Here is a 21,491-nt window from a genome sequence, read left to right as displayed (position 1 = left end):
TAAGTTCTGGTGGCGGCATTCAAAGCACTTAAAAAGGTTTAATATTATGCGCGCAGATATCCACCCAAAATACGAACAAGTTCAAGTCACCTGTAGTTGTGGCCATAGTTTCAGTACAGGCTCAACACTGGCTAAAGATACACTGTCTATCGAAGTCTGTTCAGAATGTCACCCATTCTATACCGGTAAGCAAAAATTAGTTGATACTGCTGGTCGTGTTGATAAGTTCCGTCAGAAGTATGGTATGAAGAAATAAGCACTTCATCGATTTTTGATGTGACACAAAAAAAAGGGCATCTCAGTTTTCTGAGGTGTCTTTTTTTTGTTTTTTTTCTGGCTCAGATTCACGTCGCCAGCGCTGCTTCCCCTTGCTTGTCAGCGCAGCAGCAATTAGCACAGGTTGATGACTGGGCTAAAGTGTCACGCATTGTTGATGGTGATACAGTACACTTGACTGATGGTAGAAAAATCCGCTTTATTGGTATTAATACTCCTGAAATTGGTCGTCGTGGTGCTCGTTCTCAGCCCTATGCAAGAAAGGCTCGTGAAGCCTTAGTAGAATTGTTAGGACGAGATAAAAAAATTGGCCTGACGTATGATAAAGATAAAAAAGATCACTATAAACGTGTATTAGCCTATATTAATTTGCCTGATGGTCGAAGCATTGAGCAATTACTCTTAGCTAAAGGCCTAGCGCATAGTATTGTCGTGCCACCTAATGATGCACGAATTCAATGTTATCGTCGTGTGGAAAGAGAAGCACGTGATGCACAGAAGGGTATTTGGCGTTTACAGGAAAATCAATGGCAAAATGCCAGTCAATTATCTAAAAAAAGCAAAGGTCAGCGCTTTGTAAAAGGCAGGATCACAGCCTATAGTGAAAGTAGAAAAAGTATCTATTTACAATTGAGTAAAAAATTAGCTATCCGAATTGCCAAAAAAGACAGGCAATATTTCCCAGGGCTGAAGTTAAAAAACTTAGTGGGCAAATACGTTCGAGTCAGAGGCTGGGTGAGTACCTATAAAGGTAGGCAGTCTATCGCTGTGCGTACTGCTCACGATCTGATTATTCCAAGTACTCTTTAATATCTAACTATTTTTTAAAATATCTAATAACTCTTTAAAGTATCTAATAAATATGGGGACAGAGAATGTCTGATAATAGCAAAAAAACCAAACATGAAATTCTACGTGAAAAAGCACTGGCCTATCATGCCAAGCCATTTCCGGGGAAAATTAGTGTCATCCCCAGTAAGCCTTGTGAGCAACAGGACGATCTTTCTTTAGCCTATACCCCCGGCGTTGCTGAGCCGGTACGTGAAATTGCCAAAGATCCTGAATTAGCTTATGAATACACTTCCAAGGGTAATTTAGTCGCCGTCATCACCGATGGTACGGCTGTTTTAGGTCTGGGGAATGTGGGCGCTTTAGCAGGAAAGCCCGTCATGGAAGGCAAGGGTGTGTTATTCAAAAAATTTGCTGGCATTGATGTGTTTGATCTGGAAGTCACTGCGCCATCGCAAGCCTCTTTTATCGAAACTGTGGTTAATGTCGCACCCACCTTTGGTGGTATTAATTTGGAAGATATTGCCGCACCCCAATGCTTTGAAATTGAAAAAGAATTAAAAGCGCGTTTGGATATTCCTGTTTTTCATGATGATCAACATGGTACGGCAATTATTATTGCTGCTGGCTTATTGAACGCCTTAGCCGTGCAGAAAAAATCCTTACAGAGCATTAAAATTGTCTGTATTGGTGCGGGTTCAGCCGGTATTGCTTCTATGCGTTTATTGCTTTCTCTGGGTATTGATAAACAACAAATCAACCTAGTTGATCGCAAGGGGGTTGTTCATAGCGGGCGTGACGACTTAAATATTTATAAGCAGGAATTTGCCTCCAAAACTGATGACCGTACCATGGCCGATGCCATGCAGGGTGCGGATGTCTTGATTGGTGTTTCTGGGCCAAATCTTGTGACCGCTGAAATGGTCGCCAGTATGGCCGAACGCCCGGTTATTTTTGCTCTGTCTAATCCTGATCCTGAAATTGATCCTGATGTTGCATTGGCAGTTCGGGATGATTTAATCATGGCCACGGGGCGTTCAGATTTTCCTAATCAGGTCAATAATGTGTTGGGCTTCCCCTTTATCTTCCGTGGCGCATTGGATGTACGGGCTTCTACAATTAATACCGAAATGGAAATTGCTGCCGTTCATGCATTGGCTGATCTCGCCCGACAGCCAGTGCCGGATGAAGTCTTAGAAGCCTATGGGATGGATAGTTTAGAATTTGGTTCGGATTATATTATCCCTAAGCCTTTTGATCCACGTCTTATGGTAACCGTACCACCAGCCGTCGCTCAGGCTGCTATTGATAGCGGTGTGTCCAGAATGCCCTATAAGCCTTATAAGATAGACTAAAATCGTAGGGTGGGCATGGCTTTATCTGCCCACGCTGAAAATGTGAGGATAAGTCCCAGGTCTGCGTGGGCAGCCCACCCTACGATACCCCACTAAATCTTTAGCTGTAATCTTTTTAGTTGTTCAATGGAGAGCTTTGCAAATGCTTGTCCTGTAGCAGGATCAAAGGGTGATTTTTTGTGATGCTGCTCTTCCAATACCATGAGTTTAATCTGTTGTTGTGCGGCATAAAATTGATAGACGGGTATCATTATCGGGTTTTTTTTCGCTGTAGAACTACGTTCATAGTGTAAGCTGTGTTCCTGAATTTGATAGGGAATTTGCTGTTGCATCAATTCTAGTGCAATCTCTTCAGCAGTGTTGGCTGTGAGGAGAATATCAATGCTTGTCTGTTCACTGGCATAGCCTGAAACCAATGCACCCATCAGACGAGGTTTGAACGTTGCGAAAAGTTGCATTGCCTTGAGTGCAGTTTCCCGCAAGTCGTATAGCACTTGATGATGGTTTGATTGGAACAAGGACCGTTGCAGGCTGAGTTCGCTTAAAATTAAGCTATCGTCTGGCCAGTCTTTCGGGTTTTCCAAGCCTAATTTTTTAGCCGCTTTTCTTTTTGCTTTTGGGAGGCTGTCGAACCCTTCTTCGGTCATTAAGCGAGCGGCTTCAAATGCCAGGCTTTGTTGTTGCCGCATTGAGGCTTTATTTCCACTAGACTTTTTTATTAGAATAGTTCCTCGTTAGCTGCTTCATTTCCTCCACCGGGTACGTTTGCTGCACCACTCTCAGTACCGGAACGCTGTGGCTCTGTGCCATCAATAAAATATTCATATTGTGTGGCTTTAGAGTTAGCTGAAGCCAATAAACCTGTTTCGGAATCAATTTTCACCGTCACAATGTTCTCTGGTGGGACCAATGGTTGTTCTGGTACATCTTTTAATGCCACCTTCATAAAACTCATCCACATAGGCAGTGAAGCCGTACCACCAAACTCCAGACGTCCTAAAGAGCGTGGTGTGTCAAAACCAACCCAGCTAGTGGCCATCACTTGGCGATTAAAGCCGGAGAACCAGGCATCTAATTGATCATTGGTCGTGCCTGTTTTTCCTGCTAAGTCTTTACGCCCCAGTTTCATGGCCTTTCTACCGGTACCACGCTTAATAACATCACGCAAAATAGTCGTCATGAGAAAAATATTATCTGCTTCTGCGACGCGGGGGGCACGTAGGCTTTCATCATCGGGACAGCTTTCTTGAGGATAGTCATTGCTACAAACACGGGTGTATTGCTGAGAAAAAATCACTTCATGTTGTGGATTTTCAATGCGCTCAATAAACCAGGGTTTAACATCAAAACCGCCATTGGCCAAAATCGCATAACCATGGGCAATTTGCATGGGTGTTAAAGTCGCACTACCCAATGCCAGAGACAGGTTTTTAGGTAGCTCATCTTCGGTAAAACCAAAGCGTTGTACGTAGTCAATGGCGTATTTAATACCAATGTCACGCAGGATACGAATGGAAACTAGGTTTCTTGATTTGATCAGTCCCTTGCGTAAACGGGTGGGGCCAAAAAATTTGCCACTATAATTATCGGGACGCCAAAAACCTTCGAGATAATTATCTTTAAACACTACCGGTGCATCATTGATTAGAGTGGCAGTGGTATAGCCCTTGTTTAAAGCCGCTGAATAAATGAATGGCTTAAAATTTGAGCCTGGCTGGCGCTTAGCTTGAATCACACGGTTAAACTTACTATGGTAGTAATCAAAGCCACCGGTCAAGGCATTGATGGCTCCATTTTGTGGATTTAAAGAAACCAGTGCGCCTGCTGCCTCGGGAATTTGTGCCAGCACATAGTCACCGTTTTTATAGCGTTCGATATAGATAACATCACCAATATTAATGACATCTTCAATTTTCTTCAGTTTTTTCCCCATGCGGCGGTCATTAATGTATTTTTTTGCCCACTTGATGTGTTTCCAGTCTAATTCTGCGCTACTACCATCTTTTAATAACAATTGGGCAAATTGTCTATTGTCGTTATTTTTCTTTTTCTTGCTTTTTTTATCTTTGCTTATTTCTTCAGCGGGGTGCTCAGCAATGGCAATGACTAAAGCGGGTTTCAAGTGGCCAACGGGTTTAAAGTCATTAAGTAACTCGACCTGTTCCAACATCGGTGTATCGGCTTGCAGATCGAAGTGTCCTAACACACCTTTATAACCATGGCGGTGTTCATAACTCATGAGTGCTGAACGCAATGCATTGTTGGCTGCTTTTTGCAGTTTGCTGGAGACGCTGGTATAGACATTAAAGCCGGTGGTATAAGCGTTGCTACCGTATTTTTCTATCATGTGCGCACGCACCATTTCGGCCACATAAGGTGATTTGATTTCAATGTTAGCACTGTGTATTGATGCGTCATCAATGGTGGTAATTGCCTGAGAATGGCGCTCCTGACTGATATAATTAAGTTGTAACATCCGTCCCAGCACATAGTTGCGGCGAATGGTTGCGCGACTGGAATTGGTCACAGGATTATATCGGGATGGGGCCTTGGGTAGTCCGGCAATCATGGCATATTGCTCTAAAGAGAGTTCACTTAATGGCTTGCCATAATAGACCTTAGCAGCGGCAGCCACACCATAAGAACGATGCCCTAGATAAATTTTATTCATATAGAGTGCCATAATTTCCTGTTTTGACAGCTCTTTTTCAATCTTTAGTGATAAAAAGATCTCATTGATTTTACGAATGTAGGTTTTATCGCGGGTGAGGAAAAAGTTACGGGCAACCTGCATGGTAATGGTACTGCCACCCTGGCCTTTTTGCCCCGTTTTTATCAGATGAACCACTGCACGAAGAATGCCTTTATAGTCTACGCCGGGATGATGAAAAAAGTTTTCATCTTCAGCGGAAATAACGGCCTGTATTAATTGCTCGGGCAGCTCTTCAAAGGTAACGGGCTCACGTTTCTTTTCTCCAAACTCAGCCATTAATTTATTGTCAGAAGAGTAGACGCGCAATGGGACTTGTAATTGCACATCTCTGAGAACATCAATTTCAGGTAGTTTGGGCTCAAGGTAGAGATAAGCCGATGTGATTGTAATCACAGAAATAACGGCAACGGTTAGAAAAAGTGTGAGGAGAGTCAGAAAAAGTTGGTATAGACGGCGCATAATTGCTCAAGTTGGTGTTAATATGATCACGTAATATACTTAATTATAGAGCTTTTTTTGTGATATCACACTCGTTTTTAAAAAATAAATCAATAAGCGACTTGATTCTATAAATTAATGTACTATCATACGAGTATCATCTAAGCGATTGAAGAAAAACAAAAAGCTATTAAAATGATAGGATGAATTCTTATAAATAGAGTCATCTTCCTATGATGTGAAAGAAGGATGAAAGATAGTTGTCAGGCAATCGTAATAGACCCTAAAATAGACAAATTCGACAAATAACAAAAATAATTGACTTTTTTATGACTTTTTTATGACTTTTTTATGACTTTTTTATGACTTTTTTATGACTTTTTTACTAAAAGATGAACTAGAACTTTGTTTATTTATCATTTGTAGTCTAAGTTTGTAAAGAATCAGTGATATATCGGTAAATTATTTGCAATTTTCAGGATAAACTTGCAAAATCAATCTAATATATTATGATTGTCTTGTAAGTTATTGAAAAGTTATTGAAAAGTTATTGAAAATGGTAAGGCTTTAATAATAAAACTCTAATTAAGGTGCTAGTTAAGACTCTAATTAAGGGCGTCACTCTAATAATAAAGGATTTGGTTTTGGCTTTTTCACAATTATTCGGAACTAAAGCACCAAGCATGCTAGGCGTTGATATAAGTTCATCGGCCGTCAAATTGCTTGAGCTATCCCAAAAAGGTAACAAGTACCGTGTCGAAGCTTATACGGTAGAACCCTTGCCGCCTAATTCTGTTGCAGAAAAAAACATTACTGATGTTGACGCGGTAGGCGAAGCCGTCAGAAAAGCAGTGAAACGCTCAGCAACGCGACAGAAAAATGCTGCAATGGCTGTTGCAGGTTCATCAGTGATTACCAAAATTGTACAAATGCCAGCAGATTTAACCGAAGACGAATTAGAAAGCCAGATTATGGTTGAAGCTGATCAATACATTCCTTATTCATTAGATGAAGTAAACCTTGATTTTGAAGTTCAGGGGCCGAGTGAAAACTCGCCGGATCAAATGGATGTACTCCTAGCGGCATCACGTAGTGAAAATGTTGATGTACGAGTGGCGGCCGCTGATTTAGGTGGCTTGGTCTCAAAAGTAATTGATGTTGAAGCTTATGCAATGGAAAATGCTTTTTCTCTTATTGCACCGCAATTACCCAATGGCGCAGAAGACATGACTGTTGCGGTATTTGATGTGGGTGCAACGATGACTACTCTTAGTGTCCTGCACGATTTAAAAACAATTTATACCCGAGAAGCCGTTTTTGGTGGTAAGCAATTAACCGAAGAAATTCAGCGTCGTTATGGCTTGTCCTATGAAGAAGCAGGGATGGCAAAAAAACAGGGTGGTTTACCTGATACCTATATTCCAGAAGTTTTAGAGCCGTTTAAAGAAGCAATGACACAACAGATTAGTCGTTCCTTGCAATTTTTCTTTTCTTCCAGTCAGTTTAGCTCGGTTGACCATATAGTGTTAGCGGGAGGGAGTGCATCCATTCCCGATGTTGATCAAATGATTGAAGAAAGACTCAGCATCAGCACCTCAATTGCTAACCCCTTTGCCAATATGACCTTATCATCCAAAATCAAAGCGCAGGTATTGAGCAATGATGCACCGGCACTTATGATAGCCTGTGGATTGGCATTAAGGAGTTTTGACTAATGGCTAGAATTAATTTACTCAACTGGCGTGAAGAACGACGCAAACAAATTGAACAACAGTTTTATGGGATGTTGGCTGCGGCTGGCATTGCCGGTGTGGCGGTTGTTTTTGCCGTGCAAATGCAATTGGGGGCGATGATTGATTATCAATCTGCACGTAATGGCTATCTTAAATCAGAAATCAAAAAAGTTGAAAAAGCCATTGCTGAAATTAAGGCGCTGGAGAAAAAGAAATCAGATTTATTATCACGTATGAATGTAATTCAAGAGCTACAGGGAAACCGCTCTGATAGTGTTCATATGCTGGATGAAATGGTAAAAGTGCTGCCAGAAGGTGTACATTTAAATAAGTTTAACCAAAAGAAAAAGCAACTGACGTTTGATGGTGTTGCCCAATCTAATGCCCGTGTTTCTGCTTATATGCGTAATATAGAACGTGCAGAGTGGTTAAAAAATCCTAAATTGAAAGTGATTCAGAGTAAGAAAAAAGGTAAAAATGCTGAAGGTTATAGTCAGTTTACTTTGACATCGCAACAAGCCAATCCTGAAAAGAAAAAAGCTAATAAAGCAAAAAAGGCTAAGGGTTAAGCATAATGAATATAAATGAACTGGATTTTGAAAATATTGGCAGTTGGCCGCTTGGTGTAAGGCTGATAGCAACTTTTATCGTTTTTGCTTTGGTCTTAGGTGGTGGTTTTTATTATTTCACTCAGGATACGATGCTTGAACTTGAAAAAGTTGAAAGTAAAGAACAACCGCTAAAGAAAGAATTTAAAGCAAAGCAGGGTAAAGCAGCAAATCTTGAAGCTTATAAATTACAAATGGTTGAAATGGAAAAACGCTTTGATTCTATTTTAAAGCAATTACCACAAAAAACCGAAGTGGCCGATTTGTTAGTGGAAATTTCTCAAACGGGTCTGAGTAATAATCTTGAATTTAGCTTGTTTAAGCCTTCAGGCGAAAGTAGAAAAGAGTTCTATGCTGAGTTACCAGTGAATATTAAAGTGACTGGGACATTCCATGACTTTGGTGGTTTTGCCACCGGTATTGCTGCATTACCTCGAATTGTGACTATTCATAATGTGTCTATGGTACCTATAAAGACTAAAAAAGATAGCGTGCTTGATGAGGCAGATAAAAAGCTCACCATCACTTTAGTGGCTAAGACTTATCGTTATCTTGATCAAGATGAAATTTCATCGACGAAAAAGAAAAGTAAGAGAAAACGTAGACGCTAATGTTTATTGATAACGAACTAATCAATTTATCAGTAGTTAAAGAAAATAATTGAGATTTATTTGATGAAAAAAATATTGCTAATCATATCATCGTTAATGATACTGTCGGGCTGTGTCAACAATGACATGAGCGACTTACAAGGCTATGTGCAAAAAACCAAAGCAACCTATAAGGGGAAAGTAAAACACTTGCCAGAATTTATAACGCATCCTCCGTATGCTTATAATGCTAGGGATATTCGAGACCCATTTAAACCAGTAGTTGATATTGAAGTCTTTAGTGGTCCCTATAGAGGACCACGCCCAGATGAGGCTCGTCCAAGAGAGCCTCTGGAAGATTTTTCACTGGATAGTTTGAGAATGGTGGGCACTTTGGCACAAAAAGAGTCGGAATGGATTTTGATTAAAGATCCTGATGGCTTATTGCATAGAGTTTCAATTGGCCATTATATGGGCAAAAATTATGGTCGGGTAACAGCCATTAATGAAGAGTATGTTTTGTTGCTGGAGCTGGTGTCAGACGGTAAAGGCGGGTGGGAAGAGCGTAAAGCATCCATTGCGTTGAAAGAGTAATATCAAAATTATTCTAGGATAAAGTTTTTAAAACAAAAAATAGTTACTAATAAAAGTGATTTTCATATAAGTAATCCGGGAAATATTAGAGAGAATATTATGAACAGTAAAATAATTTTCAAACGGTTTTTATTGGCTGTCTTGTGGAGTCTATCCATCAGCCTGATGGGCGCTGTGCATGCCGCTAATATGCTCGAAGATATTTCCTTTGCCTCCATACCGGGCGATAAGGTACAAGTGATTTTACAATTTAGTGAAAGCGCCTCAGCACCAGGCTCTTTTACGATTGATTCTCCGGCTCGAATTGCTCTGGATTTTCCCGATACGGGAGTGGCTTTGAAAAATAAGCGCCAAACAATCGGCATTGGCTTAGCCCGCAGTATCAATGCCGTGGCTGCGGGAGGTCGAACGCGTGTGGTATTAAATATGGTTGCTTTAACAACCTACTCTACTGAAGTTGATGGTAATCGCGTTGTTATTGTTCTGGACAAAGCAAATGTTGCTCATTCAACGGCATCTTTAGGTCGAAATAGCATCAGAGATATTGATTTCCGTTTAGGTGAAGACGGCGAGGGTAATATTATTATCACTTTTGCTGAGCAACCTAAAAATGTGAACTTAAAACAAGAACTGAATAAACTCATTGTAGAAATTAATAATGTGGGTTTGCCCGGTGATTTAGAGCGTCGTTTAGATGTGAATGATTTTAATACGCCAGTGTCTTTTATTGATACTTTTACTTCTGGAAAAAACATCAAAATGATGATTGATACTAAGGGTGAATTTGAACAACTGGGCTATCAGGCAGGAAATACCTTTACCTGATGTGTCAACACTTTTCCGGACAGTTTTCTAAATATTTTTTTGGCTGTTTCAAGTGATTTTTGTCATTTTGTATTTCCTATCATTTTAGTTTCTCATGTTAACTTTAAACAGATGAAGAGAAAGGGCTTTGCCCTCTGGAACGATAGAGCCGTTCCATTCACCCAAGGTATTTTCACAACGGTAATGATCCTGTTACAATATCTTCACGGCACAGGCTGAGGAGCCGATGGCCGTCAACGGTAATGGGCGGCATTTATGTCGCCTTTTACCCCTCTTCAATCAATCGATTTAAGCTATTTCCTGCTGTATTTCATAATCGACTGGTGACAAATAATCATTAGCCGAATGAAGTCGCTCCCGATTATAAAATACCTCAATATATTCAAATATTGCCTGCTTTGCTTCTACTCTGGTTTTGAATCGACAATGGTGCGTCAATTCAGTTTTCAAACTATGAAAGAAGCTCTCTGATACAGCATTGTCCCAGCAATTTCCTTTGCGGCTCATAGACTGAATTATGTTATGATCCGACAATATTTTTCTATGACTATCAGAGGCATATTGGCTACCTCGGTCAGTATGCCAAAGCAATCCATCCATTGGTTTACGCTTCCATATGGCCATCAGTAAAGCATCATTGACTAGCTTGGCTTTCATTCGCTCATCCATCGACCAGCCAACAATTTGCCTAGAGAATAAGTCAATGACAACCGCTAAATATAACCAGCCTTCCTTGGTGGCAATATAGGTAATATCACCCACATAGTAGCGATCAGGTTGAGAGACAGTAAACTCTCTTTCCAGTAAATTTGGAGATATACGCTTATTATGCTTGGAATTAGTCGTCGCTTTAAAGCGTCTCTTCGTTTTACAAAACAAACCGGCTTTTTTCATTAATCGACCAATTCTCCGGCGGCTTATATGAACGCCTTTTTCAGCCAGTTTTCTTTTTAAGACGACGGGTTCCATAAGTCTTGCGACTGTCTTCAAACAGTTTTTTAGCTGCTCAGTAAGCGCTTCATTTTCTTTCTCTCTATCCGTTTTAGGAGAGCTAACCCAATCATAATAGCAACTACGGGAAACATCCATAAAACGGCACAGAATCGTTACCGGGTAATCTTTAGCCTGATCAGTTATCCATGCGTACTTCACAAAGTTTCCCTTGCAAAGTACGCTGTGGCCTTTTTAATAAATCACGCTCCTGAATCACTTTTGCCAATTCTTTTTTCAGACGTTTTACTTCATCATAAATGTGTTCATCACTTCTATTGGCTACCGTCTTCACCGGTTTGGAATATTTACTGATCCAGGTATGTAGAGTATTTACATTAACACCTAGCTCCCTGGCAGTCTGAGAAACGGGTTGATCCGTCTCATTAGCTAATTTGACAGCTGATTCTTTAAATTCTGATGTATAGCTTTTATTCGGTTTTTTTGTTTGATCATTCATTTTAGGTCACACTTTTTATCTTTTAGTTATTTTAAGTTGTGTGTCCGGTTAAGTATAGCCACATTATAGTACTTATATCCATGTTGATGATACGGGTAGTCGTCATGATGGAAAGAATGGTTATTGTACTCACGTTGGCAATGAAACCTTTGCCTGGTTTTCAAGTACTCGATATAAGAGCCGGATTAATTTTCTACAATTGTTACGAGGTGCTGCTGTTGATTATACGCTCAACGATGCAGCACTTGATTATATGAGAGCAGAAAAATTACCTCACAAGCCATTGAGCGTTATTGAACAAAGTCATCAGACTTGCTTTGATAATGAAGAAGCCTGGAAATACTATCTGCAGAACAATAGTATCATAACACAACGGCATGTTCGCATTGCCACAGAAGGCGCTTTACTGGGGGCATTAATTAACAGTGGCTTTCCAAGTGATTTGGTGATTGTGAGTGATGATGCAGGACAATTTGATATTTTGTTGCACGCATTATGTTGGATACATGCAGACAGAGTGTTTCAGCGGATACTACCACTCAATGAGCGACATGATAAAGAACTGAACTGGGTACATACTCAGATTTGGGAACTATTTTATGATCTCAAACAATATAAACTTGAGCCAGATGATCCGTTGAAGTCAGCGATTGCTGAACATTTTGATGAATTGTGCCGGACTAAAACAAGCTTTGAAACGTTGAATCAGGCACTGAAACGATTGGCAAGAAATAAAACAGAATTACTGCTGGTATTGGAACGGCCTGATATTCCTCTTCATAATAATTTGAGTGAAAATGATATTCGAGAATATGTTATTAAGCGTAAAATTAGTGGTAGTACACGCTCAAAGGATGGGCAACTTTGCAGAGATACCTTTGTCAGTTTAAAGAAAACTTGTTTGAAACAAGGAATTTCATTCTGGGATTTTATTAATGACCGGATCAGCAAGAGAAATTTGATCCCATATCTGCCTGAGTTGCTGAAAGGTAAAGTTTGTGCTGTTTAAATGCACAGACTTATTGAGAAGTTACCAGATAATACCTAGAATATGATTGATGACTGCCATTTAATGACCTCCATTGATATTATTGTCTCGAAAGAGCTAAAATGAGCTTTTGGCTCAATCGCTATAGCGTGTTTAAAAGAGGTTTATATTGTTGAAAAACAGAAATAAAATTAAAGTCCTATTCGTCTGCATGGGGAATATATGTCGCTCACCAACGGCACATGGTGTATTTGAATCCATGGTTAATAATGAACATCTGAGTGATCAGATTGAGATCGAGTCGGCTGGTACACATGCTTATCATGTCGGTGAACAAGCGGATAAAAGGGCGCAAGAAACTGCTCTACAACATGAGGTTGATTTAAGTTATATTCGGGCGCGTAAAGTGAAAACGTCTGACTTTGAATACTATGATTATATTCTTGCTATGGATAGTGATAATTATGCCATGCTTGAGCAAGACTGTCCGAGTGAGTATTTAGATAAAGTAATGTTGTTTCTTAAATTTGCCCCTGCTCATCCATTGGATGAAGTACCCGATCCCTATTATGGTGGCATAAAAGGATTTGCTAATGTTTTTGAAATGGTTGATATGGCAAGTAAAGGCTTATTAGAAGATATTAAAGCACATCATTTGGCTTAAAAATGCTGAGTCGTTATACAAAGACGCTGCTAAAATGCTTTGCTCATTTCTTTAATCCCCCTTCTAAAGAAGGGGAAAGCTAAAAGCAAAATAAACGGCTGGACACTAACGGAGATTTATTTCGAGCTTCGACCATCACGTTTATCAACCATTTTTGCTGAGCCGGAAGGTGTATTGCCGACAGAGCTGGTTGTTGTGCGAGAGCGACGGCTACGGCGCCCAGATGCTTTTTTGGGCTTGGTCGTCTCTTCTGGGGTTAAGCTTGTCTTTGCTTCAGGTGTTGCTTGCTCTTTTACTACAGGCGCCGGTGCTTTTTCAGTTTTTTCTTTCTCAACTGCGACTGGCTTAGCATCAGTAGTGCTTTCTTCTTTGCTTTGTTTACTTTTAGCCGTACTCACCGCTTTTTTCTTGACAGTTGATTTTCTCCGCGCTTTTTTCTTTGCTGGTGCTTTTTTGACTGTGGATGGTTTATCTGCAACAAGTGATTTAGTACCGGCACTGGTTGCAGGCTTATTATCTACTGAGTCAGAGCTGGTTTCCGAAGGTACTGCTGATTCGGGTTTGCTTGCTGTTTCTTCCTTTATTGGGGTTGGTTTTTTAGCATCTGATGAAGGCTTTTTACTATCCGCTGAAGGCTCTTTATTTCCAGTTGAGGACTCTTTATTTGCAGTTGAAGACTCTATATGTCCCGCTAAAGGCTCTTTGCTCTCACTACCAAGCCCAGCATCTACAGGTGCTGAATTTGTGTCAGTGGCATTAGGCGTGTCTTTTTTTATTGCTTTTTTTCTGGTGCTGGTGGTTCTACGACCGGTACGACGTGAGCCTGGTCCACGAAGTGATTTCTTCTTAGTGCTTTGAGTTTTAGTTGTATCTATTGCTTCATTGGTTGTTTCCGTATTATCAGCCTGTGCGGATGATTCAGTGGCTGTTTGTTCAACTTTTTGTTCAACTTTATTCTCAACTTTTTGCTCAGGTATGCCGGAATTATCAGAACTCGTTTGAGTGTTTACACTGTCTTCGCTGGAGACAGGCGTATTGGTACTTTCAACAGCAGCATTTTCAGTCTGAGTCTTTGTTGGAGAAGGCTTTTTATTTTGATTGGTATTCTTTCTACGATTTTTATTTTGGCTACTTGATTTTTTGCTGTTTTGATTAGCCGCTGAATCGTTTGCAGTGTCTTTTTCATCGCTGGTGGAAAACAGTGCAGGTGATTCACTCTGTATGTTTTGAGCGCTATGTTGAGCGGCGATGTCTTTCGTTTGCACGGCAGGCTTCGTATTTCTATTATTGTTATTATTGTTTCGTTGATTATTTTTATAATCATCGCGTTTATTGTTTTGTTTTTGTGGTTTTTTGCGTTTGTCACCACGATTATCATTCTTTTTACGACTATCCTGTTTGCGATTGGATTGTGATGTTCTTTCCTTAGAGCGATCTTGAGCAGGGCGATTGCTGTTTTGAGCAGGCTGAGCTTGAGATACATCTGATTCGTCAGCATCAGAACGATTAAATAATGTCGTCCAGATACGTCTAACAAGTGTCAGTGGTTGCTTCACCTTTTGTGGTTGCAAGGCTGTTGGTGCCTTGACCGCAGGTTCTTCAAATTTTGCCGGTTCAGCAATTAGGCCATTGGCCTCATCATCATCTAGGATACGGTTAAAGTTATAGCTATTAACCTGATACTTGTCGGTCATATTCTCATCATTACGTATACGTTCGATACGGTAATGCGGTGTGACCAGACTTTCATTTGGAATCAGTGTGATGGTAATATTTTGACGACTTTCTATTTCACTAATAATATCGCGCTTATCATTTAATAAGAAGGTAGCAACATTGACCGGTAATTGTGCCAGTATACGTCCAGTATTGTCTTTAGTTGATTCTTCTTCAAGAATACGCAGTACAGATAGACCCATAGAGTCGATACCACGAATGGTGCCATGACCACTACAACGAGGGCAGGTGATTTGGCTGGACTCACCTAGGGATGGCTTTAGACGTTGGCGTGACATTTCTAATAGACCGAAACGGGAAATACGGCCGACTTGTACTCGGGCACGATCCAGTTTTAGTGCATCTTTCATGCGATTTTCTACCGCACGTTGATTTTTCGCTGGCGACATATCAATGAAATCGATGACCACAAGGCCACCTAGGTCACGTAATCGTAATTGTCGTGCGACTTCGTCGGCCGCTTCGAGATTGGTATTCAGAGCGGTTTCTTCAATATCACTGCCGCGTGTTGCTCTTGCGGAGTTAATATCAATGGAAATCAAGGCTTCGGTGTGATCAATAACAATAGCACCACCAGAAGGTAGATGAACTTCACGTTGAAATGCAGTCTCGATCTGGCTTTCTATCTGATAGCGTGAAAATAGAGGGATGTTGTCACTATAGAGCTTAACCTTATGTAAATTTTGCGGCATAACGCGCTGCATGAAGTCATAGGCCTCTTTATAGGTATTTTCATCGTCAATAATGATTTCGGTAATGTCAGAACGTAGATAGTCACGAATAGCACGAATGACGATATTGCTTTCCTGATAAATCAGAAAAGGCGCTTTGCGTTCAGCAGAGGCATTATCAATGGCTGTCCAGAGGTGTAATAAGTAATCCAGATCCAGTTGTAGTTCTTCGATGCTCTTGCCGATGCCAGCAGTGCGAACAATCAAGCCCATGGACTCAGGCACTGTTAGCTGACTCAAGATATCTTTCAGTTCAGAACGTTCTTCACCCTCAATGCGGCGTGAAATTCCACCAGCCTTTGGGTTGTTGGGCATTAAGACTAGGTAACGACCGGGCAAACTAATAAAGGTGGTCAGCGCAGCGCCTTTGTTACCACGTTCTTCTTTATCTACTTGAACAACTACTTCCATGCCTTCTTGAAGTAGTTCAGCGATATTTGCACGCTTGCCACGTTCAACGGGTTTTCTAAAGTATTGACGGGAGATGTCTTTTAGGGGAAGAAAACCATGACGTTCAGAGCCATAGTCAACAAAGGCTGCTTCCAGGCTTGGTTCGACTCGGGTAATTCTGGCTTTGTAAATATTGGCTTTTTTCTGGGTTCTTTGGGTGGTTTCGATATCCAGATTAAACAGGTGCTGGCCATCGACTAGTGCAACGCGCAACTCTTCAGGTTGAGTTGCATTAAATAACATTCTTTTCATATAGTTATGCTCAAATTCTCTTAGGCTCGACTATATAAAGTTTAAAGCAGAATTGCTTATTGTTCAGGATTAAAGCAACAGTAAATTGAATTATTTATTTTTGAACTGAAAGTGTTAAACACTGGTTTCAGCTTGATATCATGCCATTCTAGGTAAGAAATCACATAATGGGTATAGTTTATATCATTATTGTTATTAGCATGTTATTAACTTGCATGCCTATACACTGTGATTCAAAATACTTTGATTCTAGATGCAATTGTAATTCAAATTTGTTTTGGGCTTTATAATCTCTATTCAAAGGATACGGGTAAAATATACCTACTGCTCATTGAACAAGAGTTATTACTCAAATATAATCCACATTGTTTTGATGGAAGTGTTATAGCTTAAGCTAAATAATTTGCCTAAAACAAGTGGATAAAATATGTTGTCACTTTTCCGGTAAACTTTATACAGGAGTTAAATTATTCATTTTTCATGAGTTACATTTTTTAAAACTTTATATTGCCAGGACTATTTCTCGGACTATTGTAATAAATTTGTTAAACGTTGTTTGTTTAATTGGCCTTGTAAGAACCAATTGAATGCAATCTTAAGCGATTGCAAATGCCACTTAGTTAAAGTGGCATTTCATTTACAATAATCACAGAACCATCACTGAAGCAAAGTTATTAAAATGGGTCATGCTGAGTATTTGTCGATATTAATTTTTATTCATCGTAAAATTATACATAATATGTACTGACGCTGAGCTGTGATGACAAATAAACCAAAGCTAGGTGTGAATACTTACTGTTAACAGTATAGTTTGGAAATAATTTGGAAGTTTCCGACGCTAATCTGTAGTTAATAATTTTAAACGAATTTAATATAACAGTTGCAACCAATTCCATCAACGTAAAATCACAGAAATATGGCATGAATCCTAAAATAATTAATCATTCTGTTAAATTTATCGAAATTGATGCCCAAAATGCCGGGCAAAGAATTGATAACTTTTTGTTAAATCAACTAAAAGGTGTGCCCAAGGGGCATATTTATAAGATCATTCGCAAGGGTGAAGTGCGGGTCAATAAAGGCCGAATAAAACAAACGTATAAGCTTCAATTCGGCGATAGTGTACGAATACCTCCTGTTAAATTAGCAGAAAAGAAACAATTGCCCGCACCGGGCCGTTCCTTATTAACATTAATTGAAAATTCCATTATTTATGAAGATGATAGTTTATTGGCCATCAATAAACCCAGTGGCGTGGCGGTGCATGGGGGAAGTGGCATCAGTTATGGCATTATTGAGGCAATTCGTGCGCTAAAACCTGATGCTAAATTTCTTGAGCTGATTCATCGCTTGGATAAAGATACCTCCGGTTGCTTATTGGTTGCCAAAAAACGTCAAGCCTTGGTTTTTGTGCAGGACTTATTACGGCAAAGAAAAACCGATAAGCGTTATTTGTCGTTGCTTTGTGGCAAAGCAACATTTAAACGAGAAAAAGTCACCGCGCCTTTATTGCGTGAAGAGCTCAAGTCTGGTGAGCGTTTTGTGCGTGTTGATAAAAAAGGTAAAGAATCAACCAGCTTCTTTACCGTCAAAGAGCGTTTTAATGATACCAGTCTGGTTGAAATTAAGATTGTCACAGGACGAACCCATCAAATACGCGTACATGCTAAGTTTTTAGGACATAATGTGGCCGGTGATAATAAATATGGCAACTATGCCTGTAACCAACGCCTCAAAGATAGGGGATTGAAACGATTATTCCTGCATTCAGCACAAATTAGCTTTGAACATCCAGATACAGGTGAAAATATCACCATAAAAGCCCCATTAAGTGATGATTTAGCAAACTTTTTACAGATTTTAAAACGTCAGAAGTAAAAAATCAGACAATTTTCCTAAAGCAGGGTAAAATAAGTGCCTTTCTCAATATTGTCTATTAAAGCGGAATAAAAACAACAATAATGCCTGCATACAAACTGATTATTTTTGACTGGGATGGCACCCTAATGGACTCTCAGGCTAGAATTGTGGCCTGTTTACGCTGTGCTGCTGAAGATTTAAAACTCATTGCCTTATCAGATGATGAGTTAAAACATATCATTGGTCTGGGTTTACGTGAGGCCATTGCCCGCCTTTATGCTGATTTAGATGAAGCACAAATCACCCACTTTGCTGATCGATATCGTTATCACTTTCTGACGGCTAATGACACACCTTCCGGCTTGTTTGCTGATGTTAGACTAATGCTTGAGCAGTTGCGAGACAAAGGCTTTATGTTAGCCATTGCCACCGGCAAGGCGCGCAGAGGTCTTGAACCTGTGCTATTAGAATCGGGCCTAAATGAACTCTTTCATGGTAGTCGTTGTGCGGATGAAACCCGTTCAAAACCCCATCCTCAGATGTTAGAAGAATTATTAGATGAATTCGGTGTCGAAGCAGAAGATGCTATTATGGTGGGGGACACGGAATACGATTTATTGATGGCAAATACACTTGGCATGGACACTTTAGCCGTTAGCTATGGCGTCCATGACAAAGAAACAATATTAAAACATAAGCCCTTATTCTGTGTTGATAGCATCACTGAGCTATCCGACTGTCTATTGGCCTGTGCGCTTAAACATTAAAAATTAAAAATTAACCATGCATTCATTCAGGAAATAATAATGGATAAAGATGAAATTCGACTTAATGATGATTATGACAAAATGACGACTAAAGCCGGTTGGGAAAAAAAACTGGTTGAAGATCTTGCGCTTGCGGCGCTCAAAGAAAGAAGAACCACTCGACGCTGGGGAATTTTCTTTAAACTCGCTTTTTTGACCTATATTGTGACTTTAGCCGTTTTGGTTTATGCACCCTTTGATCCCGCTTCATTAGATAAAAGTGGTGATAAGCATACTGCGGTCATTAATGTCGAGGGCGTTATCTCTGCGGATTCTAAGGCCAGTGCTGACTATATTATCACCGCCTTACGCGATGCCTTTGATGATAAAAAAACCAAAGGGGTTATTTTACGTATGAATACCCCCGGTGGTAGCCCCGTTCAGTCAGGCTATATTAATGATGAAATTTATCGTCTAAAAAAATTACATCCAGATATTAAAGTCTATGCCGTTATTGTCGATGTGTGTGCATCGGGTGGTTATTATATTGCTGCTGCCGCAGATGAAATTTATGCAGACAAGGGCAGTATGGTAGGTTCAATCGGTGTACTTATGAATAGCTTCGGCTTTGAAAATGCCATTGATAAGGTCGGTGTTACCCGTCGTTTGTATACCGCTGGTGAGCACAAAGGCTTTCTTGACCCATTCACTAAGCCTATGGATGCTGACATCGATCATGCAAAATCCATGTTGACTAATATACATAAGCAATTTATTGATGTGGTTAAGAAAGGCCGTGGTGATAAGCTTAAAGATGATCCACTCTTATTCAGTGGCTATGTCTGGACCGGTGAACAGTCCATCGAATTAGGCTTGGTTGATAAACTCGGTAGCAGTAGCTATGTGGCACGGGAAGTTATTGGTGCAGAAAAGATAAAAGACTTCACCGTTTCAGAAGCCTTCATTGACCGTTTTGCCAAAAAAATGGGCGCATCAATAGCGACCAAAATGGCAGAAATCAGCGGCTTCAATATCACCCCACAATTACGCTAGAAGTTAATATTAAATTTTTAATGTTGAATGATTAATGTTGAATGATTAATGTTGAATGTAATCATTAAGCATTCAACATTAAGCATTTAAAATTCAGCATTACTTAACCTTTATTTAACATAAGCCTTAGCCGCACTAATCCCTGTCGTCATCAAATCTGCGTTGAGCCATAGATGCACCCAAATACTGGCGGCATAGCCTAAAGCAATGGCCCAAGACCATTTCATGTGGGCAAAGAAAGTATAGACACCACGAGCCTGACCCATTAGAGCAACACCTGCTGCAGAACCGATGGATAGCAATGAGCCACCGACACCAGCCGTTAAGGTGACTAATAACCATTGCCCCAGAGACATATCGGGATTCATAGTCAGTACTGCGAACATGACGGGGATGTTATCAACAATGGCTGATAAGACTCCAACAATAATGTTTGCACCGGTGGTGCCAGTGCCCATAATGCCGGTGCCGGAATACATCATTTCTGAAATCATCGCCAGATAGCCCAGCGTTCCTAAACCACCGACGCAGAGGATGACACCATAGAAAAACATCAAGGTGTCCCACTCGGCACGTGCTAATATATTGAAAATATCATAATTTGCTGGTGGCTGATCATCGGCATGTAATGCTGAATCAGACATGTCTGAGTTTTCCAGTGATTCACTTAACTCACGTTTTTTCAGGTAAAAAGCAAACAGTTTAAGCAAACCAAGACCTGTCATCATGCCGAGCACGGGAGGTAAGTGCAGGAAGTTGTGGAAGCTGACAGCCATTATGATGGTAAAAAGAAATAAACCAATCATAAAATAACCGCCACGTTTAACAATGACCTCAGATTCAATGGGGGCTGGTTTACCTTTTGGCACAGAAAAAGACATGATAAAAGCAGGAATCAGCCAATTAACCAGAGAGGGGATTAGCAGGGCAAAGAATTGATCAAATTGCACGATGCCTTTTTGCCATACCATCAATGTCGTAATATCACCAAAGGGACTGAATGCACCACCAGCATTGGCGGCCACAACAATATTAATACAGGCAAGAACGATGAAAGTTTTATTGCCAGCACCTACAGCCATGGCAACCGCAGCCATTAATAGAGCTGTAGTCAGGTTGTCAGCTATTGGAGAAATGATGAAGGCTAAAAATCCGGTGATCCAGAAAACTGTTTTTAAAGAAAAGCCCTTAGAAACCAGCCAGGCACGTAAGGCATCAAAGACATTTCTCTCTTCCAGGGCATTAATATAGGTCATTGCAGCCAGTAAAAAGAGGAGTAACTCAGCATACTCTTCAATGTTGTGCTTAACAGCAATGCCGGCAGTATGGGGTTCGCCAATACTATTATAGGCCATGCCGACGAGTACCCAGATAATACCCGCTGCGATTAATACCGGTTTGGATTTTCTTAAATGTAGAAATTCCTCTCCGATCACCAGACTATAAGCGAGTACAAAGACAATAATGGCAATAATGCCATAAGTAGAACTGGTGAGATCGGCTGTTGTCCCAATACCGCCTGAAGCGATAACAAAAGAAAATGGCAATACCAAGATTAAGAAAAAGAGTACGCTTTGCAAACTAAAGCGGTAGGTGTGTTTAAGCATGTGGTTATAATCCCTTTGTTTTGTTATCAAGT

19 protein-coding genes are annotated in these 21,491 nt (G+C 40.3%); 13 read left to right on the top strand and 6 right to left on the bottom strand.

Translation table 11 applies throughout. The features are described 5' to 3' along the window. Window positions 1-46: 46 nt before the first annotated feature. The 3 genes from rpmE to JEU79_RS02090 all read left to right on the top strand — a co-directional run bounded on the left by rpmE (window position 47) and on the right by JEU79_RS02090 (window position 2,420). On the top strand, window positions 47-256 hold the full coding sequence (rpmE, locus tag JEU79_RS02100; RefSeq protein ID WP_198262769.1) for a 50S ribosomal protein L31: 210 nt from the start codon (window positions 47-49) through the stop codon (window positions 254-256). A gap of 116 nt (window positions 257-372) precedes the next feature. Then, entirely contained in the window at window positions 373-1,086 is a 714-nt protein-coding gene (locus JEU79_RS02095) for a thermonuclease family protein (RefSeq protein ID WP_198262768.1), read from the top strand. Between the two features lie 65 nt (window positions 1,087-1,151). Further along, window positions 1,152-2,420, top strand: a complete 1,269-nt coding sequence (locus JEU79_RS02090; protein WP_198262767.1) for a malic enzyme-like NAD(P)-binding protein — start codon at window positions 1,152-1,154, stop codon at window positions 2,418-2,420. Window positions 2,421-2,512: 92 nt separating this feature from the next. Here the strand turns inward: JEU79_RS02090 and JEU79_RS02085 are convergent, their stop codons facing one another. Both JEU79_RS02085 and JEU79_RS02080 read right to left on the bottom strand, forming a co-directional pair. Next, window positions 2,513-3,109, bottom strand: coding sequence for a hypothetical protein (locus tag JEU79_RS02085; protein ID WP_198262766.1), 597 nt, complete (start codon window positions 3,107-3,109; stop codon window positions 2,513-2,515). A gap of 29 nt (window positions 3,110-3,138) precedes the next feature. Next, a complete protein-coding gene (locus tag JEU79_RS02080; RefSeq protein ID WP_198262765.1) occupies window positions 3,139-5,526 on the bottom strand; it encodes a penicillin-binding protein 1A in 2,388 nt (795 codons plus the stop codon). 728 nt (window positions 5,527-6,254) lie between these two features. Between JEU79_RS02080 and JEU79_RS02075 the strand changes: the two genes are divergently transcribed. The 5 genes from JEU79_RS02075 (at window position 6,255) to JEU79_RS02055 (ending at window position 9,921) form a co-directional block, all read left to right on the top strand. After that, window positions 6,255-7,286 (top strand): pilus assembly protein PilM, encoded by a 1,032-nt coding sequence (locus tag JEU79_RS02075; protein ID WP_198265816.1) that lies wholly within the window; start codon window positions 6,255-6,257, stop codon window positions 7,284-7,286. Next, window positions 7,286-7,873, top strand: a complete 588-nt coding sequence (locus tag JEU79_RS02070; protein WP_198262764.1) for a PilN domain-containing protein — start codon at window positions 7,286-7,288, stop codon at window positions 7,871-7,873. Before JEU79_RS02075 ends, JEU79_RS02070 begins: the two co-directional genes overlap by 1 nt. A gap of 5 nt (window positions 7,874-7,878) precedes the next feature. After that, window positions 7,879-8,523 carry a type IV pilus inner membrane component PilO gene (locus JEU79_RS02065; RefSeq protein ID WP_198262763.1) on the top strand — a complete coding sequence of 215 codons (645 nt, stop codon included), beginning with the start codon at window positions 7,879-7,881 and terminating at the stop codon, window positions 8,521-8,523. A gap of 75 nt (window positions 8,524-8,598) precedes the next feature. Further along, complete coding sequence (locus JEU79_RS02060; RefSeq protein WP_246539906.1) at window positions 8,599-9,096, top strand: pilus assembly protein PilP; 498 nt, start codon at window positions 8,599-8,601, stop codon at window positions 9,094-9,096. 99 nt (window positions 9,097-9,195) lie between these two features. Further along, on the top strand, window positions 9,196-9,921 hold the full coding sequence (locus JEU79_RS02055; protein ID WP_198262762.1) for a type IV pilus secretin family protein: 726 nt from the start codon (window positions 9,196-9,198) through the stop codon (window positions 9,919-9,921). Window positions 9,922-10,209: 288 nt separating this feature from the next. On the opposite strand, the gene JEU79_RS02050 is transcribed toward JEU79_RS02055, so the two are convergent. Both JEU79_RS02050 and JEU79_RS25895 read right to left on the bottom strand, forming a co-directional pair. After that, window positions 10,210-11,073, bottom strand: a complete 864-nt coding sequence (locus tag JEU79_RS02050) for an IS3 family transposase (protein ID WP_198263029.1) — start codon at window positions 11,071-11,073, stop codon at window positions 10,210-10,212. After that, the gene (locus tag JEU79_RS25895; RefSeq protein WP_198263033.1) at window positions 11,051-11,371 is read right to left on the bottom strand and encodes a transposase; all 321 of its coding nucleotides are present in this window, start codon (window positions 11,369-11,371) and stop codon (window positions 11,051-11,053) included. The genes JEU79_RS02050 and JEU79_RS25895 overlap by 23 nt, the downstream gene beginning before the upstream one ends. Before the next feature lie 199 nt (window positions 11,372-11,570). Between JEU79_RS25895 and JEU79_RS02045 the strand changes: the two genes are divergently transcribed. After that, a complete protein-coding gene (locus tag JEU79_RS02045; protein ID WP_198262761.1) occupies window positions 11,571-12,380 on the top strand; it encodes an IS66 family transposase in 810 nt (269 codons plus the stop codon). Between the two features lie 148 nt (window positions 12,381-12,528). Next, window positions 12,529-13,023, top strand: a complete 495-nt coding sequence (locus tag JEU79_RS02040) for a low molecular weight protein-tyrosine-phosphatase (RefSeq protein ID WP_425511135.1) — start codon at window positions 12,529-12,531, stop codon at window positions 13,021-13,023. A gap of 116 nt (window positions 13,024-13,139) precedes the next feature. On the opposite strand, the gene JEU79_RS02035 is transcribed toward JEU79_RS02040, so the two are convergent. After that, window positions 13,140-16,193, bottom strand: coding sequence for an Rne/Rng family ribonuclease (locus JEU79_RS02035; protein ID WP_246539904.1), 3,054 nt, complete (start codon window positions 16,191-16,193; stop codon window positions 13,140-13,142). A 921-nt stretch (window positions 16,194-17,114) separates the two neighbouring features. Between JEU79_RS02035 and rluC the strand changes: the two genes are divergently transcribed. From rluC to JEU79_RS02020, 3 genes are all read left to right on the top strand, one after another. After that, on the top strand, window positions 17,115-18,071 hold the full coding sequence (gene rluC, locus JEU79_RS02030) for a 23S rRNA pseudouridine(955/2504/2580) synthase RluC (protein WP_198262759.1): 957 nt from the start codon (window positions 17,115-17,117) through the stop codon (window positions 18,069-18,071). An 83-nt stretch (window positions 18,072-18,154) separates the two neighbouring features. After that, a complete protein-coding gene (locus JEU79_RS02025; RefSeq protein ID WP_198262758.1) occupies window positions 18,155-18,820 on the top strand; it encodes an HAD family hydrolase in 666 nt (221 codons plus the stop codon). 39 nt (window positions 18,821-18,859) lie between these two features. Further along, entirely contained in the window at window positions 18,860-19,852 is a 993-nt protein-coding gene (locus JEU79_RS02020; RefSeq protein ID WP_198262757.1) for a S49 family peptidase, read from the top strand. A 110-nt stretch (window positions 19,853-19,962) separates the two neighbouring features. Here JEU79_RS02020 and nhaD read toward each other — a convergent pair whose 3' ends face one another. Beyond that, entirely contained in the window at window positions 19,963-21,459 is a 1,497-nt protein-coding gene (nhaD, locus tag JEU79_RS02015) for a sodium:proton antiporter NhaD (protein WP_198262756.1), read from the bottom strand. Window positions 21,460-21,491 lie beyond the last annotated feature (32 nt).

The sequence above is a fragment of the sulfur-oxidizing endosymbiont of Gigantopelta aegis genome, from assembly GCF_016097415.1.
GTDB lineage: Bacteria > Pseudomonadota > Gammaproteobacteria > GRL18 > GRL18 > GRL18.
The sequence above is the reverse complement of the archived record's forward strand: the minus strand, read 5'-3'. Positions and strand labels throughout refer to the sequence as shown.